This is a genomic window from Deltaproteobacteria bacterium (assembly GCA_016874755.1).
Taxonomy (GTDB): Bacteria; Desulfobacterota; Binatia; order UBA9968; family UBA9968; genus DP-20.
Window position 1 is genome coordinate 23,511 of sequence record VGTH01000048.1, and the last position, 18,413, is coordinate 41,923.

Below are 18,413 nucleotides of genomic sequence, written 5' to 3' on the forward strand. Positions count from 1 at the left end.
CATTCTCTAGCGAAATCGCTGTTTTTGTGTTTAATAAGAAATTCCACATCATTTCGTAGAAGTTCCGGATTCATGGCCAAAGCGAAAAAGACCAGCGGTAATAGCGCCCATCCGCATCTGACTATCCTTGAGGATATCAGCACGCTGATTACGCATTCGCAGGACCTGCAGGAGACCCTCGATAGTATTGTCGCCACGGTCGCCGATCGGATGCAGACCGAGGTCTGTTCGCTGTATATCTACGACGCGCAGAAAAAACGGCTGACGCTGTGGGCCACGCGAGGCCTCGATGAGGAATCGATCGGCAAAGTAACCATGGGCACGGGCGAGGGTCTGACCGGTCTTGTCATCGAGCACATGAAACCGGTGGCGGTGATCGATGCCCTGAAGCACCCGCGCTACAAATATTTTCCGGAAACCCACGAAGAGCACTTCCATTCGTTTTTGGGCGTGCCGCTTTTCGAGCAAAAAAAACCAATCGGGGTTTTGGTCGTGCAGACTTCGCGACGGCGCAAGTTTGCGCAGGATGAAATTCGCTTGTTGACAACGATCTCGGCGCAGGTGTCGAGCATCATCGTGCAGGCGCGGCTCGCGGACTCGCTCAAGACCAAGGAACAGGAGCGCAAGGAGTACCAAAAGCGCATGGTCGACGCCATGCGTCGGCTGCGCTCCTACGAGGGCCGGCGCAGAGAGAAGAAGCCGTCGAAGACGCAGCAGGGCTGGCGCGGCCGTTTGATGGGGCTGGCGGCGTCGCCGGGCTTTGGCCGTGGGCCAGCGTACGTGCTTGAGCCGCGCATGGAGCTGAGCGCGATTCCGAAAAGAAAAGCGAAGGATAGCGAGCGCGAGATGGAGCGCTTTCGCGCGGCGGTGGAACGGGGCATCGAGCATATCAACGTCGTCAAGAACCGCATGGCCAATTTGATCTCTAAAGAAGAGGGCGCGATCTTCGACGTTTATCGTCTGATCTTGGAAGACCCGGCGATCATTCAAGGCATCGAAGCGCAGATTCGCAAAGAAGGGCACACAGCTGAGTATGCCGTGCGCGTCGTTTTCGAAGGTTATCTGCAAACGATTGCCAAGATCGACGACGATTATCTGCGCGAACGCACCATCGACGTGAAAGACGCGGCGCAACGCCTATTGGAAAATCTTTCGGGTACGGCGCCCGGCTCGATTGATGTTCCAGATTACGCGGTGCTGGTGGCTCAGGATCTCTCGCCGGCGGATCTGAGCATGCTGGAAGGCGACAAGTTCAAAGGCATTGTTTTGGCCACGGGTGGCGTCACTTCACATGCGTCGATCTTGGCCAAGTCGTTCGAGATCCCCAGCGTGGTCGCCATCGATGGCTTGATGGAGTCGGTGCATCAGGGCGATTTGCTGATCGTCGATGGCAACTCGGGCGGCGTTTATGTCAATCCCGGTCAGGAAGTGATCCGCGAATACGATCGTCTGGAACGCGATTACGAAAAGCTCAACCGCGAACTGGGGGAGCTGAAGGACTTGCCGGCGGAAACGTCGGACGGCCGCCGCGTTTCACTTTACGCCAACGTCGGGCTGCTGAGCGATGTTGCCTTTGCCGCATTACACGGCGCCCAGGGCGTCGGCCTCTATCGCACGGAGATACCGTTTCTCGCGCATCGCGATTTCCCCAGCGAAGAAGAGCAATACTTGCTCTACAAGCGGGTGGTCGAGGGCATGGGCGACCGGCCGGTGACCATTCGCACATTGGATATCGGAGCTGACAAATATCCGACCTACATGCGCAGCATCGGAACCGAGCCCAATCCGTTTTTGGGTTGGCGGTCGATTCGCATTTCGCTCGAGGTCGAAGAGATTTTCAAAACCCAACTGCGGGCGATTCTACGCGTCGGCGACTTGGGGCGGGTGCGCTTGCTAATTCCAATGATCTCGAGCCTCGAAGAGATCACCAAAGTCAAAGAACTCCTGAACGAAGCCAAAGACGAGTTGAGCCGCGAAGGGACACCGTTCGACCGGCAAATGGAGATCGGCGTCATGGTGGAAGTTCCCTCCGCTGTGCAGCTAGCGGACCGGTTCCTCCGCGAAGTCGATTTTTTGAGCATCGGCACCAACGATCTGATCCAATACATCCTGGCTGTCGACCGGAGCAATCGCAAAGTCGCCGATCTTTACGAGCCGCTGCATCCGGCGGTGCTGGCAGCGTTGAAATCGACGATTGATGCCGGGCGGCGCGAAGGCAAGCGCGTCGGCATGTGCGGCGAAATGGCCGGCGATCCGATGTGTGCGATTTTGCTCCTCGGCATGGGCTTGGAAGAGTTCAGCATGGGCTCCCTTTATATTCCGGTTATCAAGCGGGCGATCCGCTCGATATCCTACCAGGCCGCTAAATCCGCAGCTTCCATCGTCCTGCAAATGGACACCGTCGGTGAGATAAAGCGCTATCTTTTCGAGCAGATGCGTGAGCTGGGCATGGTCGAGTTGCTGGAAATGTACCATTAGTATTTGGGTCGAGATTGACATCAGAAGCTCGAGCGGTTATAAGTCTAGTACGAACGATCGTTCGAAAAACTGCACCGAGAATCTTTTGAAAGGACTTTGCACATGAAAAAAATCTCGACATTTGAAGATTGGGTTGACTATTTCCACAGCTGGCAGAAGGACATCGGCTACGATCAGGCGCTTTTGGGCGACTATAAGTTTGAGACTAAACTGAGCGACCTGCACTCCAACGAAATCGAGTTTGGCGATTTCAAGGGGCAGCAGAAATGGCAGCGCATCACGCAGATTCCCAATCAGTCGATCCGCGATGCGCTGATGAACTTGATCATCTACCAGGGCGATACGGAATTTGCCTCCGTCGAACAGCAGAAAAATCTCCTCGACACCGCACCGACGGAGTACGACAAGAAAGCGCTGACTCGCGTCAACAGCGAGGAAATGCGCCATGGCTGGCAGATGTGCTACCTGCTGGTCAATTATTTCGGCGACTCTGGCAAGCTCGAAGCGCGAAAACTGCTGGAGCGGCGCGCCTTTCGTGGCGACCGGCTGCTCGGCTCGTTCAATGCGCCCGTGAACAACTGGCTCGACTTTTTCACCTACACCGAGTTCGTCGACCGCGACGGCAAGTATCAGCTCACCATGCTGAGCCATTCCTCATTCGCGCCCCTGGCGCAGAGCGTGATCGCGATGCTCAAAGAAGAACATTTTCATATGTTCACCGGCCACACGGGGCTCACGCGCATTCTGCGCGCGCAGAAAATCCCGGTGCCGATCGTGCAGAAATATTTCAACAAATGGCTGTCGACGGCTTACGATCTTTTCGGCACTGACCATTCCTCCTCGGCGCACTGGGCCTACACTTGGGGATTGAAAGGCCGCTATAACGAGCACGAAGCCGGCGTCGATGCAGACAAAGCCAAGCTCAACGATCTGTCGCGCGAGCTTTACATGAAAGAGTCGCAGCAGCTGATCGATCAGTTGAATCAGCTCGTGCCCGCGGGGCAGGCGAAGATTAAAACGCCCGACCTGAAGTTCAATCGCTCCATCGGCGAGCATGTCGGCAAGACCTACAGCGTCACGGGTGAGCTATTGTCGCCCGAGGACTACAAAAAGCACCGCGAAGAAACGCTGCCCACCGCTGAGGATGAAAAGGTTCTCGCGGATATCATGAAGAACAAGGATTGGGTGGCGCAGATTCAACTGAACTAACATCGAGTTTGTGCTTGTCGCCCAGGAGTTTCTGGGCTAGAGATAGGGTTCAAGCAGTTCCAGCCGTTCAAGCCGTATCGGACGTTCCAATCGTAATCAGCTCGCAACGGCCCAACGGCTTGAACAGTTGGAAACTGTTTCTAAGGAGTGAGCGGTGAAGCAGACTTGTCTTGTCTGTCTGAATATCGATTGTAAGTCGCGCGGTGCTGAAGGGTTGATGAAAGAGCTCGAAAGTCGCATCAAAGCCAAAGGCCTCAATGATGTCGAGGTGAAACAGTACATGTGTTTTGGCGCCTGCCAGGAAGGGCCGAACGTGGTCGTTTATCCGGAAAAAAGTTGGTATGCCCACGTCAAGACCGAAGACTTGGACGACATCGTCGCGCACCTGGCTGGCGGACCGCATGTGCAGCGGCTCGACACCATAGACTCGTCTCTCAAGGATTTGATTTATCAGCTTCTCGACACGGGAGTGTTCTAAGCGATGGAAGGGATCCTCTTTCCCAAAGGCGTGCCCGAAGGGCGCGAATCGTTACAGCAGTACCGCAGCCGCGGCGGCTACGAAGCGCTGGTGAAAGCTGTCAAAGGAGCCCCCGAGGATGTCGTCAAGATCGTTGCCGATTCCGGTCTACGCGGCCACGGCGGCGCCGGTTTTCCGGCGGGGAAAAAGTGGCAATTCACTCGCGACGCACCGGAGCAGCCGCGTTATCTGGTGATGAATGGCGGCGAGGACGAGCCCGGCAGCCGCAAAGATCGTATCCTTTTAGAAAACGTTCCCCATCTCGTTATCGAAGGCGCGGTGCTCGGCGCCTTCGCGATTGGCGCATCCAAGGCTTATCTCTACATCAACGCCAAGTACGAAGCGGCGACGCAAATCGTCAAAGAAGCGTTAGCCGAAGCGAAAGCGGCCGGTTATTGGGGCGAGAAAATTTGCGGCAGCAACTTTAGCTGTGACATCGAGTTGGTCGCCGCGCCGCACAACTACGTTGCCGGTGAAGACACCGCAGTCATCGAAGTCATCGAGGGCAAACAACCCAAGCCGCGGCAAAAACCGCCGTTCCCGGTCACCGTTGGTTTGTTCGGCAAGCCGACTTCGGTGAACAACGTCGAGACCCTCGCCAACGTGCCGCGCATTCTCTTGAAAGGCGCTGCGTGGTACCGCGGCTTTGGCACCGCCGACTGCCCCGGCACCATGTTGTTCTCGTTGAACGAAACTGAAGAAGTTAATAAGCCAGGCATCTATGAGCTGCCGTTTGGCACGCCGCTACGATATTTGATCGAAGAATGCGGCGGCGGCATGAAAGCCGGGCACAAGATCAAAGCGATCATGCCGGCGTCGCCGTCGTCGGCCTATCTCAAGCCCGACAAACTCGATACGCCGCTCGAACCCAACGCTATGCGCGACGCCGGCTCGGCGCTCGGCTGCGGCGTCGTGCATATCGTGCGCGAGGGAACTTCGATCGTTGACGAGCTAGTGCGCGTCACAGATTTCTTTGCTGTCGAGTCCTGCGGTCAGTGCCCCGCGTGCCAGATGGAAACCAAAAGCCTCGCCATGCTGATGAAAAAAGTGCAACAGGGCCAAGGCAACGCCGCCATGCTCGAACAGTTCGGCAAGCTGATCGCCTTCAACAAAGGCAAAGGCTTTTGTAATTTGATCGGCATGCCGGGTCCGCCGATCGAGAGCGCGTTGAAACTCTTCCCGGAAGATTTCCAGGCGCGCATGGCTTCCTAACCCATTCTTCCTGAGGGCGTAAAGAAGGGGATGTCGCAAAACGGCATCCCTTTTTGTTTCTAGGGCGTGGTTCCATGCTACCGTTTGACCCTTTCGTGCAGCGCTTGATAGTATCCGCTCGTCTTGCGCATGAGGGAGCCATCATGAAGCGATTTGTTGCGATCGTAGTTTGCCTATTTCTTGGCACGTCGCTAGCCACTGCGAACAATCACGATGCGTTCATGGAAGGCGCCAAGAAGGAGCGTGAGCTGACGCTCTATACTTCGATGACCGTCGACCAGGCGCAGCGCCTCAACAACGCCTTTACCGCCAAGTATCCCTTCCTGCAAATCAACATGTTTCGCGCCGTGGGCGAGCGCCTGCTGACGAAAATTATGACCGAGGCGCAAGCGGGACGATTCGGATTCGACGTCGTGCAATCGGCGGAGACCCAGGGTTACTTTCTGAAAAAGCGCGGCCTTTTGGGGCGCTACCAATCCCCCGAAGTAAAAAATCTGCAAAAGGGTTTTGCCGATCCAGAGGGCTACTGGGCGGCGATCTACATGATGCCCAACGTGATCGCCTACAACACGCGCATGGTGAAGCGCAACGAAGTCCCGGTGTCCGACGACGATCTGTTGAATCCCAAATGGCGCGGCAAGATCGGCATGGACGGCACCAAGCCCGAATGGTTTTCTTGGAAGCTGCGGCGCATGGGACAAGAAAAAGGGCTGGCGTATATGAAGAAACTCGGCGCGCAGGAGTTTCGCCTATACTCCGGTTTGACCATCATCACCGGATTGCTTGCTGCCGGCGAATTTCCGCTGGTGCTGAACACGTACGTGCACAATGCCGAAGACGCCAAGCGCAAAGGCGCGCCGGTCGAATGGGTGGCACAGGATCCCGTATTTACCAAATTCCAACCCATCGGCGTCGGCTCAAAAGCGCCCCATCCGAACGCAGCCAAGTTGTTTGTCGATTTCATGCTGAGCGACGAAGGGCAAAAGATCATTGCTTCCTTCGGCCGCGTGCCGACGCGGCGCGGCGTGCCGACCACCGTGCAAGGTCTAGAGAAATTGAATTTCGTCATTGACGAGTTCAGCGCCGGTGACGATTTCAACAAGAGCTATGAGCAGTTCCGCAATATCTTCGGCACTGCGAAATAGTAGAAGTACCGGCGATCGCATAAGTCAAAGAATGCTTCGACAAGCTCAGCATGAACGGATTGTTTTTGAGCGATTTTAGACTTAGTTCCGTTTGTCCTTAGCTTGTCGAAGGACTCCGAAATTGCCTTCGCACGACACCAAGTTGGTGGGAGAAATAACAATGTCACCAGCAGGAATCACACAGAGCTATCTCGACGGGCTCAAGTCTAACGATCTGCTTCTCAAGTTCACCTGGGAAGAGTGGCTGGCGATCGCGCCGCCCTACAGCGACGGCAAATGTACCAGCAAAGATGTTGTCGCGCGCTATCAACGCAACGGTTACGAGTGGGACATGCACGGCACGCTGTTTACGCCGGAGAAAGAAACCGACGCGAAGCGTGCTTTCGTTTTCTTCCACGGCGGCGCGGGCAGTGAAAAAATCATGGACCTGACACCCGACGGACGACCGGGACTGGCGCGAGCGCTGGCAGCGCAGGGATTCAAGGTATTGACCCTCACCTATCCCGGCCACTATCCGCCCGGCGGCGTGTGGCAAGTGCCGATTCCCGAGCGCATGCCGATCTACTTGATGGACCGTCAACTGAGCAGCGAAGAGATCGCCGACCGCAATCTCAAATGCACTTTTAACGTGATTCTCCAAGGGGCAGGCGCGTTGACCGATGAGCATTTAGCGGGTCGTGATATCATCGCTTTCGGCCATTCCACCGGCGGCCCGATGGCCGCGCATCTCACGCGCTTCAGCAAGAAGACCAAAGTCATCGGCATCGTCGGCTTCGGCAGCGGCGGGCCAGACGGCTGGCGCAAAGAGTGGCGCGACACAACTGGCGCGGAAAAATATCGCGAAATCCCCATCGACCACATATCGCGGCGCTCGCCGGACTCGTTTAAAAATTCCGGCTACGTCGATCCCGAAGATTTGACGCCGTGGGGCGGCGCCGACGACTACATTCGGCTGGTCAGCCCACTGCGCTCGCAGATGAAAACGAGTCTCTGCGATAACCAGCACAACGCCGCAGTCGGCATTCTCGAAGAGTATTCCAAGCGCACGGGGCTTCCGCGTGACGAATACTTCGATCACTTACAAGAACCTGATGCCAATTGGCTAAAATCAATTCGCGTCTTACTTGTCGTCGGTGAAGATGACAAAGGCCATTGGGTTTGCGGCGGCGCGCCGTTGGAAAACAAGCGTGAGATTTTCATGGGGCGCAAGTATGCCGCAACCACGCGCGGCGCCCATGTCGTGCTCCTGCCGCGCTACGGGCATGTCGGCTACGCGGAACTTCATAACGAGAAGATCGCTTATCTTTGGTTGTGGGCGTTTAAAAACAATTACTTTGATTGAAACAGGATCTCATGCTGAGCAAAGCGAAGCATCTGCTTTTGTCGCGTAGAGCAGATTCTTCGCCTTCAGCTAAGAATGACAATGGCGAGATAGCCTTCAAGCAGGAGAATTCACCATGCATTCAAATTAACAGTGGCGTTGGCGGCATTCGTGTTAGCGTTGCCACTTCGGTCGTCTTTTGCCGCTCAAGCCAAGCCGATGTCGCAAGTTGTTTATCCGCAAGCGCTAAGCGAACAGATTGGGTCGACGATATGAGTCTGCGGCGCAAGTTAGAGCTACAACTGGTTTTTGCGCTGGTGATTCCCAATCTGCTATTCGCTGCGCAGCCAACCGCCAAATCGAGCAGGCCGCTAGCAAAAGCCCGTGTCAGCCAATCGGCGATCAGCAGCCGCTCGGCCGTGCTTTGGATTGCCCACGAGCAGGGCATCTTCGCCAAGCACGGCGTCGACGTCGAACGATTTATTTATGCGAAGTAGCTCGTTCGGGTTCTCGGTCGACAACCGCCCGGCAAGGAGATGACTATGGAAGAGCCGAGATTCTTCTCTGCCGATTCCCACGTCAACGAACCGCCTGAATGCTGGGAGCGGATTCCCAAGGGCCTGCGCAGCCATGGGCCGCACTTCGTCAAGGACCCGCAGGGAAAAAAGGGCTTGTACATGGTCTTTGACGGCCATGAGCCCGATCCCGTCGGTATGACTTTCACCGCCGGCCTCAACAAAGAAGCTGGCGGCGTGCGCCGAGTGATCGAGAACTTTACCTGGGAAAGTTGGCGCGGGCCTTGGGATCCGGTGGCGCGTTTGCGAGACATGGATATCGACGGCGTTAAAATCGAAGTGCTCTACCCGAGCATGGCGCGCAATTTTTATAGCTTAAAGGGCGAAGAAACGCCGCTGCAAAAAGCTGGACTGCAAGCTTACAACGACTGGATGACCGACTACTGCAAGACGGCGCCCAAGCGCTTGATCGGCCTCGGTTTGCTTTCTGCGCTCGACGTCGAGTGGTCCATGGCGGAAATGAAACGCTGTGCCAAGCTCGGCCTCAAGGGTATTGTGCTACCGTCCGGTCTGCCCGAAGGCCTGTGCTATGGCGATGAAGCCTATGATCCACTCTGGCAGCTCGCTCAGGACATGAATTATCCGATCCACTTTCACATCAATATTCTCCAAGGCCGCGATCGCATGGCGGCGCGCTTGAAAGTGATCTCCAAGCTGCAACAGGGGCGCAACGCCTTGCGGCGGACGATCCTCGAACCGTTGAATCTACTCACCGACCTCGTCTTCGGCGGTGTGCTCAATCGTTTTCCCAAGCTGCCCTTCGTGTTGGCGGAATACGATCTTGCCTGGATTCAACCTTTCATTAATAAAATGGACGGCTCGTTGATCCGCGCGCGCTCGGAGTCGCCCGATTCGCCGACGATTGAATCGCTGCCGAGCGAATCTGTGCGGCGGCAAGTCTATGTGACGTTCCAAGACGACCGCGCCGGCGTCCTGGCGGCGGACACGCTCCGCATGCTCGACAACTACATGTGGGCGAGCGACTACCCGCACGGCGGCGCCACCTGGCCGCACTCGAAGGAGATCAATAAAGCGCAGTTTCAGGGCCTCGCGCCGGATGTCGAAGACAAACTCGTCTGGGGCAACGCGGCGAAGTTTTACGGTGTGGCTTAGGAATTCGGAGTGTCTCGCGCAAAGCATGTCCTGAGCAACGTCGAAGGGGCGCAAGGGGCGCAAAGTTGGGAGTAAGATGATTCACCACGAAGACACGAAGTTCGGAAAAAGATAATTTATCTTCTTATCCTACCTTCGTGCTCTTCGTGTCGTGGTGAAATAGTATTTGTGCTGCTACGGTAAATCATCGCGGAGGAAGAAATGGCTTCAACAGTTCTCATCACCGGTGCCAACGGTTTCATTGGGTCACACGTCACGTTGTTACTGGAATTCCTCGGCCACAAAATTGTTCCCATCGATGTCATGCCGCGCTCGCCGGATCTTTCGCTGCTTGGCATCAAATCGGCCAGTCATATCATGAACGTGACCGATACAGGGGCATTTCGCGCACTGTGCGAGAAAGAGCGGCCGACCCATGTTTTTCATGCCGCTCATCCGCCGCGCGACGAGACGCCGACGGTGTTGGATTATTGCTATAAGGCGATGACCAATATTTTGGAGGCAGCGAAGGATCTAAAGTTTCAGCGCGTCGTCTATTCCAGCTCGGCATCGATCTATGGCCAACTGCAAAAGCCCGACGGTAGCCTGGTCAAAGAAGATGACGCGGTGACGATTTATCCGACTTACTTCTATCGCGCCGCTAAGACCGTCTCCGAATGGATGGGCAACTTCTACAAAGAAAAATACGGCGTCGACTTCGTCGCGCTGCGCTACTCATCGGTCTACGGCCCCGGCCTGTACCGCAGCATTCCTTTGGAATTGAAGCGAGGTATCTTCGGTCAAACCTGTCGGCCGTTTCTGACCCGGCCGGTCGACGATCTGATTTATGTCGACGACGTTGCCGATGGTGTAAGCCGCGCGCTGTTTACTGCCGGCCCGCTGAGCAAGGCCTACAATATCGGCCTCGACAAAGCCTACGTCAGCGAAGATTTGAAAAAGGCGATTCAAAAGGCGTTGCCTAACCTCGAATTCGAAATCGGCGCGCATCCCAACGCGGCCGAAGTGGCGCCGCACCGGCTGCGCAATCCATTGGATATCTCGCTGGCACGAAAAGAGCTCGGCTGGCAGCCGAAAATCTATCTGGAAGAAGGTATCGCGAAACTGGCCAAGTGGCTGGTCGATCACAAACCGCAACTGCGTTTGTGAGAAGATTCACTATTTTTTCTTGGCCGCTTTCTTCTTCGCTTTGGTCTTTGCGGGTTTGGCGGGAAGCTTCTGGACTTCGGCGAACGTTGCGGCAAAAAACCCCGAAAGTTTCTCGGTGTCGCCAGGGATCGCCGGTGGAATGATCCACCAATCTTTCATCCCTTTGCCGGTCCCCATCGGATCGAAGGTATTCGCTGACCGGAGATCGCTGAACTGGTTCTTTAGATCGCCCGGCAAACGAATCACGACGTTGTCCTCGTGCAGCCCAACAAAGAAATTGCCCTTGACGAAGCAACATGGGTAGCCGAAAATTTTTCGCGGTTGCGCGTCGGTATGTTGCGGCAAGGCCAACGTAAATCTCTCGACTAAGTCTGGAGATGATTTTTCCCAAGCCATACCCCCCTCCAGCGAGTCAGGTGAGCACGTAACCGCATCAAAATCCGTCTTCACTTTTCTTTCCCACCCACTCCCGCGTCCAGCTGGTTTCGATTTGCGATTGTGGTTGACAAGTGCTCCTGCTCGCCAATAGCATCGGCTACCATAAAACCGATTGGGAGGACAATCACGGTGAATCTCAGAGTGCTGGTTGTGACCGCGTGCTCGATGCTGTTCGGTTTCCTTAGCGCTGTGCCTTTGCAGGCTGCCAGTGCGCCCATGACAACCGCTCAGCTCGCCCTCTACCAGGGTGCTGATCGCGAGAAGATCCTGATCGAGGGCGCCAGGAAGGAAGGGGCTTTCACTCTCTACGGCTCGCATAGCTGGTATCGCACGATGGCGAAGGAGTTCGAGAAAAAGTATCCGTTCTTGAAGATCACCGAGTACCGAACGGACGGACGCAATTTAATCAAGCGTGCCGTCGAGGAAGCCAAAGCCGGACAGTACCTCGCTGACGTCATCGCCACCACCGGTGAACAGATGGATGTGATGAGACGCGACGGGCTTTTTCTTGAACATTGGACGCCCGACGCGCGCTTCTATCCCGACGACGTCAAAACTAAAAGCAAAAACGGCTTTCACTACGTGGGACATTACGAGACCTACGCCAGTTTGGGATTCAACACAACGGTGATTTCGCCTGCCGAAGCGCCCAAGACCATGCAAGATTTGTTGAATCCCAAATGGAAAGGCAAAATGTCCATCGTCAACACGACAACGGGCACCCGTTGGATCGGCAACACGGTGGAGAATTTCGGGCGAGAGTTTCTCGAAAAACTCGCTGAGCAAGATATCAAAGTGCAGAACATGGCGGGTGCGGCCCTGGCAGGCCTGGTGGTTTCTGGCGAAGTGCCAATGTCACCAACGATCTTTGACGCCAACGTCACCCAAGCCAAACAAAAAGGCGCGCCGGTCGACTGGCGTGGGTTAGAACCGGTGGTCACCACCGTCGCGTACTCAGGTTTGATGATCAAGGCACCGCACCCGCACGCGGCACTGCTCTTCATCGATTGGATTCACTCGAAGGAAGGTCAGCAGATAATGATGAAGGGTGGGCTTTGGTCACCGCGCGAGGACATCGGGTCGGTCACGCAGAAGTTTAAGAAATCCTACATCGATGAAAAGTACGGCGTCGAAGAAGCGGAAAAGAAGTATGCGGAGTGGGATGGGTTGATGCAGAAACTGTTCATGAGAAAGCGCTAGGGGCGACCGGCCGGTCGCCCGCTTTGGATCGACGAGCATCCAACGGCCAAGGAACAGATACAACATGTAATAGTTTAAGCTTCACCCGCGGAGGATCGCATGAGCAGCAAATACCACTGGTTGATTGCTTGGGTTGTTTGCATCTTGGTTGTTCCGAGCCCGGTTCGCGCCGCCCAGGAGGTGACCCTCGGCTACGCCAACATCAGTGCACGCGTGAGCCCGCTCTGGATCGCCCGGGAGAAAGGCTTCTTCACCAAGCACGGCGTACCGCTACAAGCGGTCTTCTTGCCGCACGCCTCTGCACTGTTCGCCACTCTGGCCGCTGGACAGGTTCAAGTCGCCAACAGCGGTGGCAGCACGGCCTTGGGCGCCGTCGCCGGCGGTCTCGATTTGAAAGTCATCGGCACGTTCACCAGCCGCATTCCGTTTGACATTGTGGCCCGCCCGACGATCAAAGAAGCGAAAGACCTGCGCGGCAAGCGATTGGGCATTCAAGGCATTGGCGGAACCATCTGGATGGCCGGCCTGCTGGGCTTGGAATACTTGGGGCTCGACCCAGGCCTCGATCAGGTCCAAGTCGTTGCCGCCGGCGAACAAACTTTGCTCACCCAAGCCCTCGAAAAAAACACAGTTGACGCCATCGTCGTTGACAGTGCCTTTAGCAACATGCTCAAAGGGCGCGGCTATTCGGTGCTCGTCGAGCTTTCCAAAACCAACATTCCATTCGTCAGCAACGGCATCATCACCCGGGGCAGTTATCTACAGCAACAGCCCGACGCTGTGAGAAACATCGTGAAAGGCTGGATGGAAGGTGTCGCCTTCGCGCTGAGTCCCAAAACCAAGCCCGCCGTGATCGCCACCATCATGCGCTATTTGAAAATCAACGACCCCGAACTCGCCGAGCGCGGTTATCAAGACTTACAGCAGGCCACCGACCGCAAGCCCTTCCCCTCCCTCGAAGGTCTACGCAACGTGCAGCGCCTGATGGCGCAGCGTAACCCGGCGGTCGGCAATTTGAAAATCGAAAACCTGATCGACGCCAGAATTATGCGCGAGCTCGATGAAAGCGGCTTCATCGATCAGCTCTACGCGGCCTATGGAGTGAAGTAGGCGAACGCACGCGCCCCGCCGATGTGAGGTCTTTGCCGATGGGAGGCTTCGCCACTCCCGCGGTTGCACGGCTGCAAGCCAACGTCCCTGCGCGAGACTTTTTTGCTCATTTGAGAGTTTAGCTTCTGTGTAGTACACTTTCGTATTACGTATCAGGGAGCGTTTATGGCTTTAAGTGTGCGGTTGGATGACAAAACGGAATCGTTGATCGGGCGTCTTGCGAGAAAGAGGCGGCAAACCAAATCGGAGGTCATTCGCGACGCCGTCGGGGTTCTCGCCAAGCAAGAAGAAAGAGGCTCGGAACGGACACGTCCCTACGATCGCGTAGCCCACCTGATAGGCTGTGTCAAAGGCGGACCGCGGGACCTATCGGTGCGCAGCGGCGACAAGTTTCGCGAACTGCTTCTCGATCGGCGCCGGAGCCGGCGATGATCCTCGTGGATACCGGACCGCTGGTTGCGTTAATTCACCAAGATGATGATCATCACGAAATCTGTAAGAAAACGTTCACCTTATTAAACGATTCGCTTGGCACCGTCTGGCCGGTGATCACAGAAGCGATGCACCTCCTCAGCTTCTCACGCACGGGGCAAATCGCTCTCTGGGACATGATCGAATCTGGAGCGGTTGAGCTTTTATCCCTTGGCACCGAGGACATCGCCCGGATGAAAGAATTGATGCATAAGTATCGCGACCTGCCGATGGACTTGGCCGACGCGGCGCTGGTGCGTGTTGCCGAGCGCGAGAGACTGCGTCGCGTTTTTACCATCGACCGCCGCGATTTCCTGATCTATCGCCCATCGCGAATCGGGCGGTTCACTATTTTACCGTCGCGTCCGTAGGCCAACCGCGGTTCAACACCGGCACAGGCCGGGCTGTCCATTTTCGTGGAGTTAGAACTTGCCCTAACCGCCCAACAGTTTCATCATGCGCTCGACCACGTCCGGCGGCTGGGAGATAACTTCTTTGGCGAGCTTTGCCAGCTCCTCGCCGCTGATCGCGTCGACCGTCCAGCGGCGTTTTTTCAGATCTTGCAACAATGCGGGATCTTTAAGGGAGCGGTTATAAGCATCGCGTAGCATTTCCACGCGGTCGGGCGGTATGCCCGGTGTGCCAACCAGCGGCCGGCCGAAGACCGCCGGCGCGAGCAGCACGTTGGCGACCCGCCGCGTTGCCTCGGGGGTCTTGAGTTGGTCCATCAGCTCGTAGATCGACGGCACATCGGGGACCAGAGGGTCGCGCTTCTTGCCGGTTTGCAGAATCGGCCGGACAACGCTTTTTTTGTGCCAGGTTAGAAACGGCTCGCGGGCGAAGTAGGTGCTGATGGTCAGGTTGCGGCAATGCAGCTCGCCGCGCTCGATGCCGAGGTCGATCTCGCCGCCGCCGGGATAGCCGGCAACGATGTTAAACTTGATCCCCAGACCATCGTCGAGAAACTTCGGCATGTAATAGCCGGAAGTGCTGGTTCCGGTGGCGCCGCACTTGGGCGGCTGCGCTGCTTTGCGCACGTCCTCGATGGTTTGATAGGGCGTGTCGGTGCGCATGATGAGGATAAACTCGGTCTGCTCCGGCGTGCCGAGCCAGGTGAACTTGGACCAGTCAAACTTCACTTCGGGGCGCCGGGCCAGCTGGTCGAAGTACATCGACGGGCCGAAGGTGCCAAGGGTCAAACCATCCGGCTTCGCCACGGAATAGACGTAGTTGGCTGCGATGACTCCTCCCGCGCCGGTCATGTTCTGTACGATGAAGTTGGGATTGCCCGGGATGTACTTGCCCATGTGCTGGGCGAAGATGCGCGCCCAAAGATCGTAAGCATCGCCGGCCAGATTGCCGACGATGATCCGGATCGTCTTCCCTTGATAAAAGGGCGCCTGAGCTTGCAGGGTCGTTGCCGACACGAGCAGAAGCAACAAAGTAAAGACGCAGCGTTTCATGACAACCTCCAAGCTTCCAGCGAACCGTTACGGTTAGTTAGCTCATTAAAAGCAATTGATCGCTGAGAAGTCAAAGAGTCTCTGTGCAAAGACCTCGTCGGAGCGAAAATGATCACCTAAACAGGACCTCCCAGAGCGTCATTCCGGCATGGATTGCCGGAATCCAGGTTCCCATGGACGGCATCCGGAGACAATCCATGTCGACCTGGATTCCAGCACTGGAATGACGACGGAGGACAGCGTGTTCTACTTTTCATCTTGTGTGGCGCGCGTAGGCTCATGAATCACTGCGTTGGGAGTCTGGGAACCGGTTATGATGGTTTTTATTGACAGCAGATGGCAGAGATGTTACTCGGGGCTGGCGAGTCATCTGACTGTCCCGGAGCGTGGCGAAACCGGAGTTCTTCTGTGACCGAGGGGCGTATGGCTTGGCATAAAATATCGTGTTTCCCGCGAATCGGCTTTTGTGCGTTGCTGCTGGTGGCGGCCATGAGCAGTGTCGCTTCCGCGCAGTCTTCCTTTTATCAAGGCAAAACCATCATCATCCTCGAGAGCAGCGCGCCCGGCGGGGTTGGCAGCATGCGCACCAAGGCGCTGGTGCCTTTTCTGCAAAAATACATCCCGGGAAATCCTACGGTCGTGATGCAGCATATGGACGGCGCCGGCGGGAAAAGGGCGGCGAACCATTTATTTAAGTCGGTGAAACCGGATGGCCTCACCATCGGCCGGATGTCGACGCCGTTCGTGATGCAGCCGATCCTCGGTGAGAGCGGCATTCTCTACGACATCGATAAAGTCAGCTATCTGGGCACGAGCTATAGCGGCGGCTATCACGTGTTTTTTACCCGCAAGGAGTCGGGCCTCGACAGCCTGGAGAAACTGCGTGCGGCGTCGGGTTTGAGAATCGGTTCTCAATCGGTGGGACATCTGATCTATATTTCAGGCCGAATGTTTGCGTATCTGATCGGTTTGAAGCAGCCGCGCTTCGTCACCGGCTACACTTCACCGGAGCTGGACGTCGCCATCGAGCAGGGCGAGCTCGATACGCGCTCGACGGTGGCCGACGCGCTGCTGCACGAAAAACCTGAATGGGTCGACAAGAATCTCATGAATTTTCACAGCATTATCGAAGTGCCGAAGGGACGAAAGCACAGTCACGCGCGGTTCACTGAGCTGCCTGACATTGAGAGCTTCGCCAAGGTGGCGATGGACAGGAAAATCGTCACGATGTACCGCGCCTTCATCGGCAGCGGTAATCCGTTTATCTTGCCTCCTGGAACGCCGAAAGACCGGGTGCAGATTTTGCAAGACGCAATGCGCAAGATTTATCGCGACGCCGAGTTCCACAAAGAATACACGAAACTCACGGGCCTCAAAGCCGAACCGCAGATGCCGGAGGAGCTGGAGAAAACGGTCAAAGAAATGCCGCGCGATCGCGAAGCGGTGGACCTGTTCAAAAAGCTCACCGGGCCCGATCCGTTGCCGCAGAGATAGCAGCAGACGGCGGTGCGCATCACCCCCCTCGCCGGCAATTGGGGCACTTGCAAGAAGGCCGGTAGTTGATCATGAAAGGCAGCCATTGGTCACCGCGCGACGAAATTGGCTCGCTCACGCAGAAATTTGAGACGTCCTACGTTGCCGAGAAGTACAGCGATAGACAAGCCTGCGGGGATTGCCCTACTCTATTTTCTCTTCTGATAATGCTGTTCTACGACAAACAACAGACCTAGTACAAAAAATATGGCCGCCCGAGGTTCCGGCACTGTTGTGGGAGCCGGCTCCAACGATTGCGCAAGTCCTGCGCTGTCGAGAAAAATCGAAACCACCCGCACGGCAGATGGGGTAAGGCTAAGTGTTGCCGAAAATGAACCGGCGTTGCTGCCGGTTCGATTGGGCGGACTATCCAGAGACACGTCAAGTGGCGTGGCAACCAAATTTCCATCGACGACGTAATTGATCCCAACCCTGGCAAGCGCGGAATCGCTTGTAGGATCGCTTGCCGATGTATCCATCATCCAAGAAAAGTTAATCGCGATTGGCACGACGACTGTGCTGGTTCCACTATTCACGAGTATAAACCCTCCGGCGTCGTTAGCCTGCGAAAAAGCCGAAACCGCCGCTGTTCCCACCAGACCAACAGAGTTTCCGTTCGTCGAAAGTATTCCCTGCACTCTATTCGCCGCGGGAAAACTTAAGGCCGAGGCGGTCATGGCCGTACTCCCCGAACTGCCGAACGGATCAACGAAAGCGAAAGTGGTGAAAGGATCACTATCGCTATCTTCGACTGAGGCCAACAGTTGCAATGATGCACCTGCTGGCGAAGACACTATAAGCGTAGCGTCGAGCGATGTATTGTACATTGCGCCAGCAATAGCTTGCAAAGATATGGCGACTGCAAGTACACATAGAAAACCTGCTATCCGAACACATTCCCATCGTGCTGATTGTCTCATGTTCTGCAACCTTCCCTTAACTACGAAATCCATGGCGGTACAGGTGGCATGTCCCTATGGCGCGGGGCATGGTCTCAGGACTGCGCCATGCGTTCCTCCACCTGTAGACAACTGCCACGTTGCCCTAGTTGCCGCGGAGTTCACGGAAAAATTCTGGACGAACTGATTAAGGAATTGTGCATCGGTTACCTTTTCTGGATTCGTTAAAGGAGACTTGATGCATTGAGAAAAATAATTTTGAGGCGTTGCGAGCGCGGTGTAGCGCCAGAAAGAACGTCCGTTAACGATTCTAATGTCGTCAAGACGTTCCCCGGATGAGCCTGTTTGCGATAACTGTGCGATCGACCCGCTAGTACCGGAGCTAAGGTTATTCGAGTAATAAACGCTTGGTGGCGAGGATGGTCAAGTCGTTGAAACCAAACTCCATACAACCGTGAGCTATGATCAAAGCGTGTGGAAATAGGAAATAGGTAGGCGTACCCTTTCGCGAATCTAAAAACGAAAGGCTGCCTGTTGGCGCAGGCAGGAAAGGATACGCCGATGAGAGAAAAGCACACTGAGG

Annotated in this window: 17 protein-coding genes; 14 read left to right on the forward strand and 3 right to left on the reverse strand. The window is 55.8% G+C overall.

Annotation, left to right across the window (positions count from 1 at the left end; all coding sequences use genetic code 11):
* Positions 1-72: 72 nt before the first annotated feature.
* The 9 genes from ptsP to FJ145_22340 all read left to right on the forward strand — a co-directional run bounded on the left by ptsP (position 73) and on the right by FJ145_22340 (position 10,716).
* Positions 73-2,478 (forward strand): phosphoenolpyruvate--protein phosphotransferase, encoded by a 2,406-nt coding sequence (ptsP, locus tag FJ145_22300; protein ID MBM4264141.1) that lies wholly within the window; start codon positions 73-75, stop codon positions 2,476-2,478.
* Between the two features lie 102 nt (positions 2,479-2,580).
* Complete coding sequence (locus tag FJ145_22305; GenBank protein MBM4264142.1) at positions 2,581-3,687, forward strand: hypothetical protein; 1,107 nt, start codon at positions 2,581-2,583, stop codon at positions 3,685-3,687.
* A 154-nt stretch (positions 3,688-3,841) separates the two neighbouring features.
* Complete coding sequence (locus FJ145_22310; protein ID MBM4264143.1) at positions 3,842-4,165, forward strand: (2Fe-2S) ferredoxin domain-containing protein; 324 nt, start codon at positions 3,842-3,844, stop codon at positions 4,163-4,165.
* Between the two features lie 3 nt (positions 4,166-4,168).
* The gene (locus FJ145_22315; GenBank protein ID MBM4264144.1) at positions 4,169-5,416 is read left to right on the forward strand and encodes an NADH-quinone oxidoreductase subunit F; all 1,248 of its coding nucleotides are present in this window, start codon (positions 4,169-4,171) and stop codon (positions 5,414-5,416) included.
* Positions 5,417-5,490: 74 nt separating this feature from the next.
* The gene (locus FJ145_22320; GenBank protein ID MBM4264145.1) at positions 5,491-6,561 is read left to right on the forward strand and encodes an extracellular solute-binding protein; all 1,071 of its coding nucleotides are present in this window, start codon (positions 5,491-5,493) and stop codon (positions 6,559-6,561) included.
* 160 nt (positions 6,562-6,721) lie between these two features.
* Positions 6,722-7,903, forward strand: a complete 1,182-nt coding sequence (locus FJ145_22325) for an alpha/beta fold hydrolase (protein MBM4264146.1) — start codon at positions 6,722-6,724, stop codon at positions 7,901-7,903.
* 251 nt (positions 7,904-8,154) lie between these two features.
* Complete coding sequence (locus tag FJ145_22330) at positions 8,155-8,379, forward strand: hypothetical protein (GenBank protein MBM4264147.1); 225 nt, start codon at positions 8,155-8,157, stop codon at positions 8,377-8,379.
* A gap of 39 nt (positions 8,380-8,418) precedes the next feature.
* Positions 8,419-9,570 (forward strand): amidohydrolase, encoded by a 1,152-nt coding sequence (locus FJ145_22335; protein MBM4264148.1) that lies wholly within the window; start codon positions 8,419-8,421, stop codon positions 9,568-9,570.
* Positions 9,571-9,771: 201 nt separating this feature from the next.
* Positions 9,772-10,716 (forward strand): NAD(P)-dependent oxidoreductase, encoded by a 945-nt coding sequence (locus FJ145_22340; GenBank protein MBM4264149.1) that lies wholly within the window; start codon positions 9,772-9,774, stop codon positions 10,714-10,716.
* 9 nt (positions 10,717-10,725) lie between these two features.
* On the opposite strand, the gene FJ145_22345 is transcribed toward FJ145_22340, so the two are convergent.
* Positions 10,726-11,472, reverse strand: coding sequence for a TfoX/Sxy family protein (locus FJ145_22345; GenBank protein ID MBM4264150.1), 747 nt, complete (start codon positions 11,470-11,472; stop codon positions 10,726-10,728).
* Between FJ145_22345 and FJ145_22350 the strand changes: the two genes are divergently transcribed.
* From FJ145_22350 to FJ145_22365, 4 genes are all read left to right on the forward strand, one after another.
* Positions 11,320-12,354 carry an extracellular solute-binding protein gene (locus tag FJ145_22350; protein ID MBM4264151.1) on the forward strand — a complete coding sequence of 345 codons (1,035 nt, stop codon included), beginning with the start codon at positions 11,320-11,322 and terminating at the stop codon, positions 12,352-12,354. The genes FJ145_22345 and FJ145_22350 overlap by 153 nt on opposite strands.
* A gap of 99 nt (positions 12,355-12,453) precedes the next feature.
* Positions 12,454-13,464, forward strand: a complete 1,011-nt coding sequence (locus tag FJ145_22355; GenBank protein MBM4264152.1) for a hypothetical protein — start codon at positions 12,454-12,456, stop codon at positions 13,462-13,464.
* 165 nt (positions 13,465-13,629) lie between these two features.
* Positions 13,630-13,896 carry a ribbon-helix-helix protein, CopG family gene (locus FJ145_22360; GenBank protein MBM4264153.1) on the forward strand — a complete coding sequence of 89 codons (267 nt, stop codon included), beginning with the start codon at positions 13,630-13,632 and terminating at the stop codon, positions 13,894-13,896.
* Entirely contained in the window at positions 13,893-14,306 is a 414-nt protein-coding gene (locus FJ145_22365) for a PIN domain-containing protein (GenBank protein MBM4264154.1), read from the forward strand. The genes FJ145_22360 and FJ145_22365 overlap by 4 nt, the downstream gene beginning before the upstream one ends.
* Before the next feature lie 63 nt (positions 14,307-14,369).
* On the opposite strand, the gene FJ145_22370 is transcribed toward FJ145_22365, so the two are convergent.
* Positions 14,370-15,398, reverse strand: a complete 1,029-nt coding sequence (locus FJ145_22370; GenBank protein ID MBM4264155.1) for a hypothetical protein — start codon at positions 15,396-15,398, stop codon at positions 14,370-14,372.
* Between the two features lie 489 nt (positions 15,399-15,887).
* On the opposite strand from FJ145_22370, the gene FJ145_22375 reads away from it, so the two are divergent.
* Complete coding sequence (locus FJ145_22375; protein MBM4264156.1) at positions 15,888-16,892, forward strand: hypothetical protein; 1,005 nt, start codon at positions 15,888-15,890, stop codon at positions 16,890-16,892.
* A 188-nt stretch (positions 16,893-17,080) separates the two neighbouring features.
* On the opposite strand, the gene FJ145_22380 is transcribed toward FJ145_22375, so the two are convergent.
* On the reverse strand, positions 17,081-17,701 hold the full coding sequence (locus FJ145_22380) for a hypothetical protein (protein MBM4264157.1): 621 nt from the start codon (positions 17,699-17,701) through the stop codon (positions 17,081-17,083).
* Between the last annotated feature and the right edge of the window lie 712 nt (positions 17,702-18,413).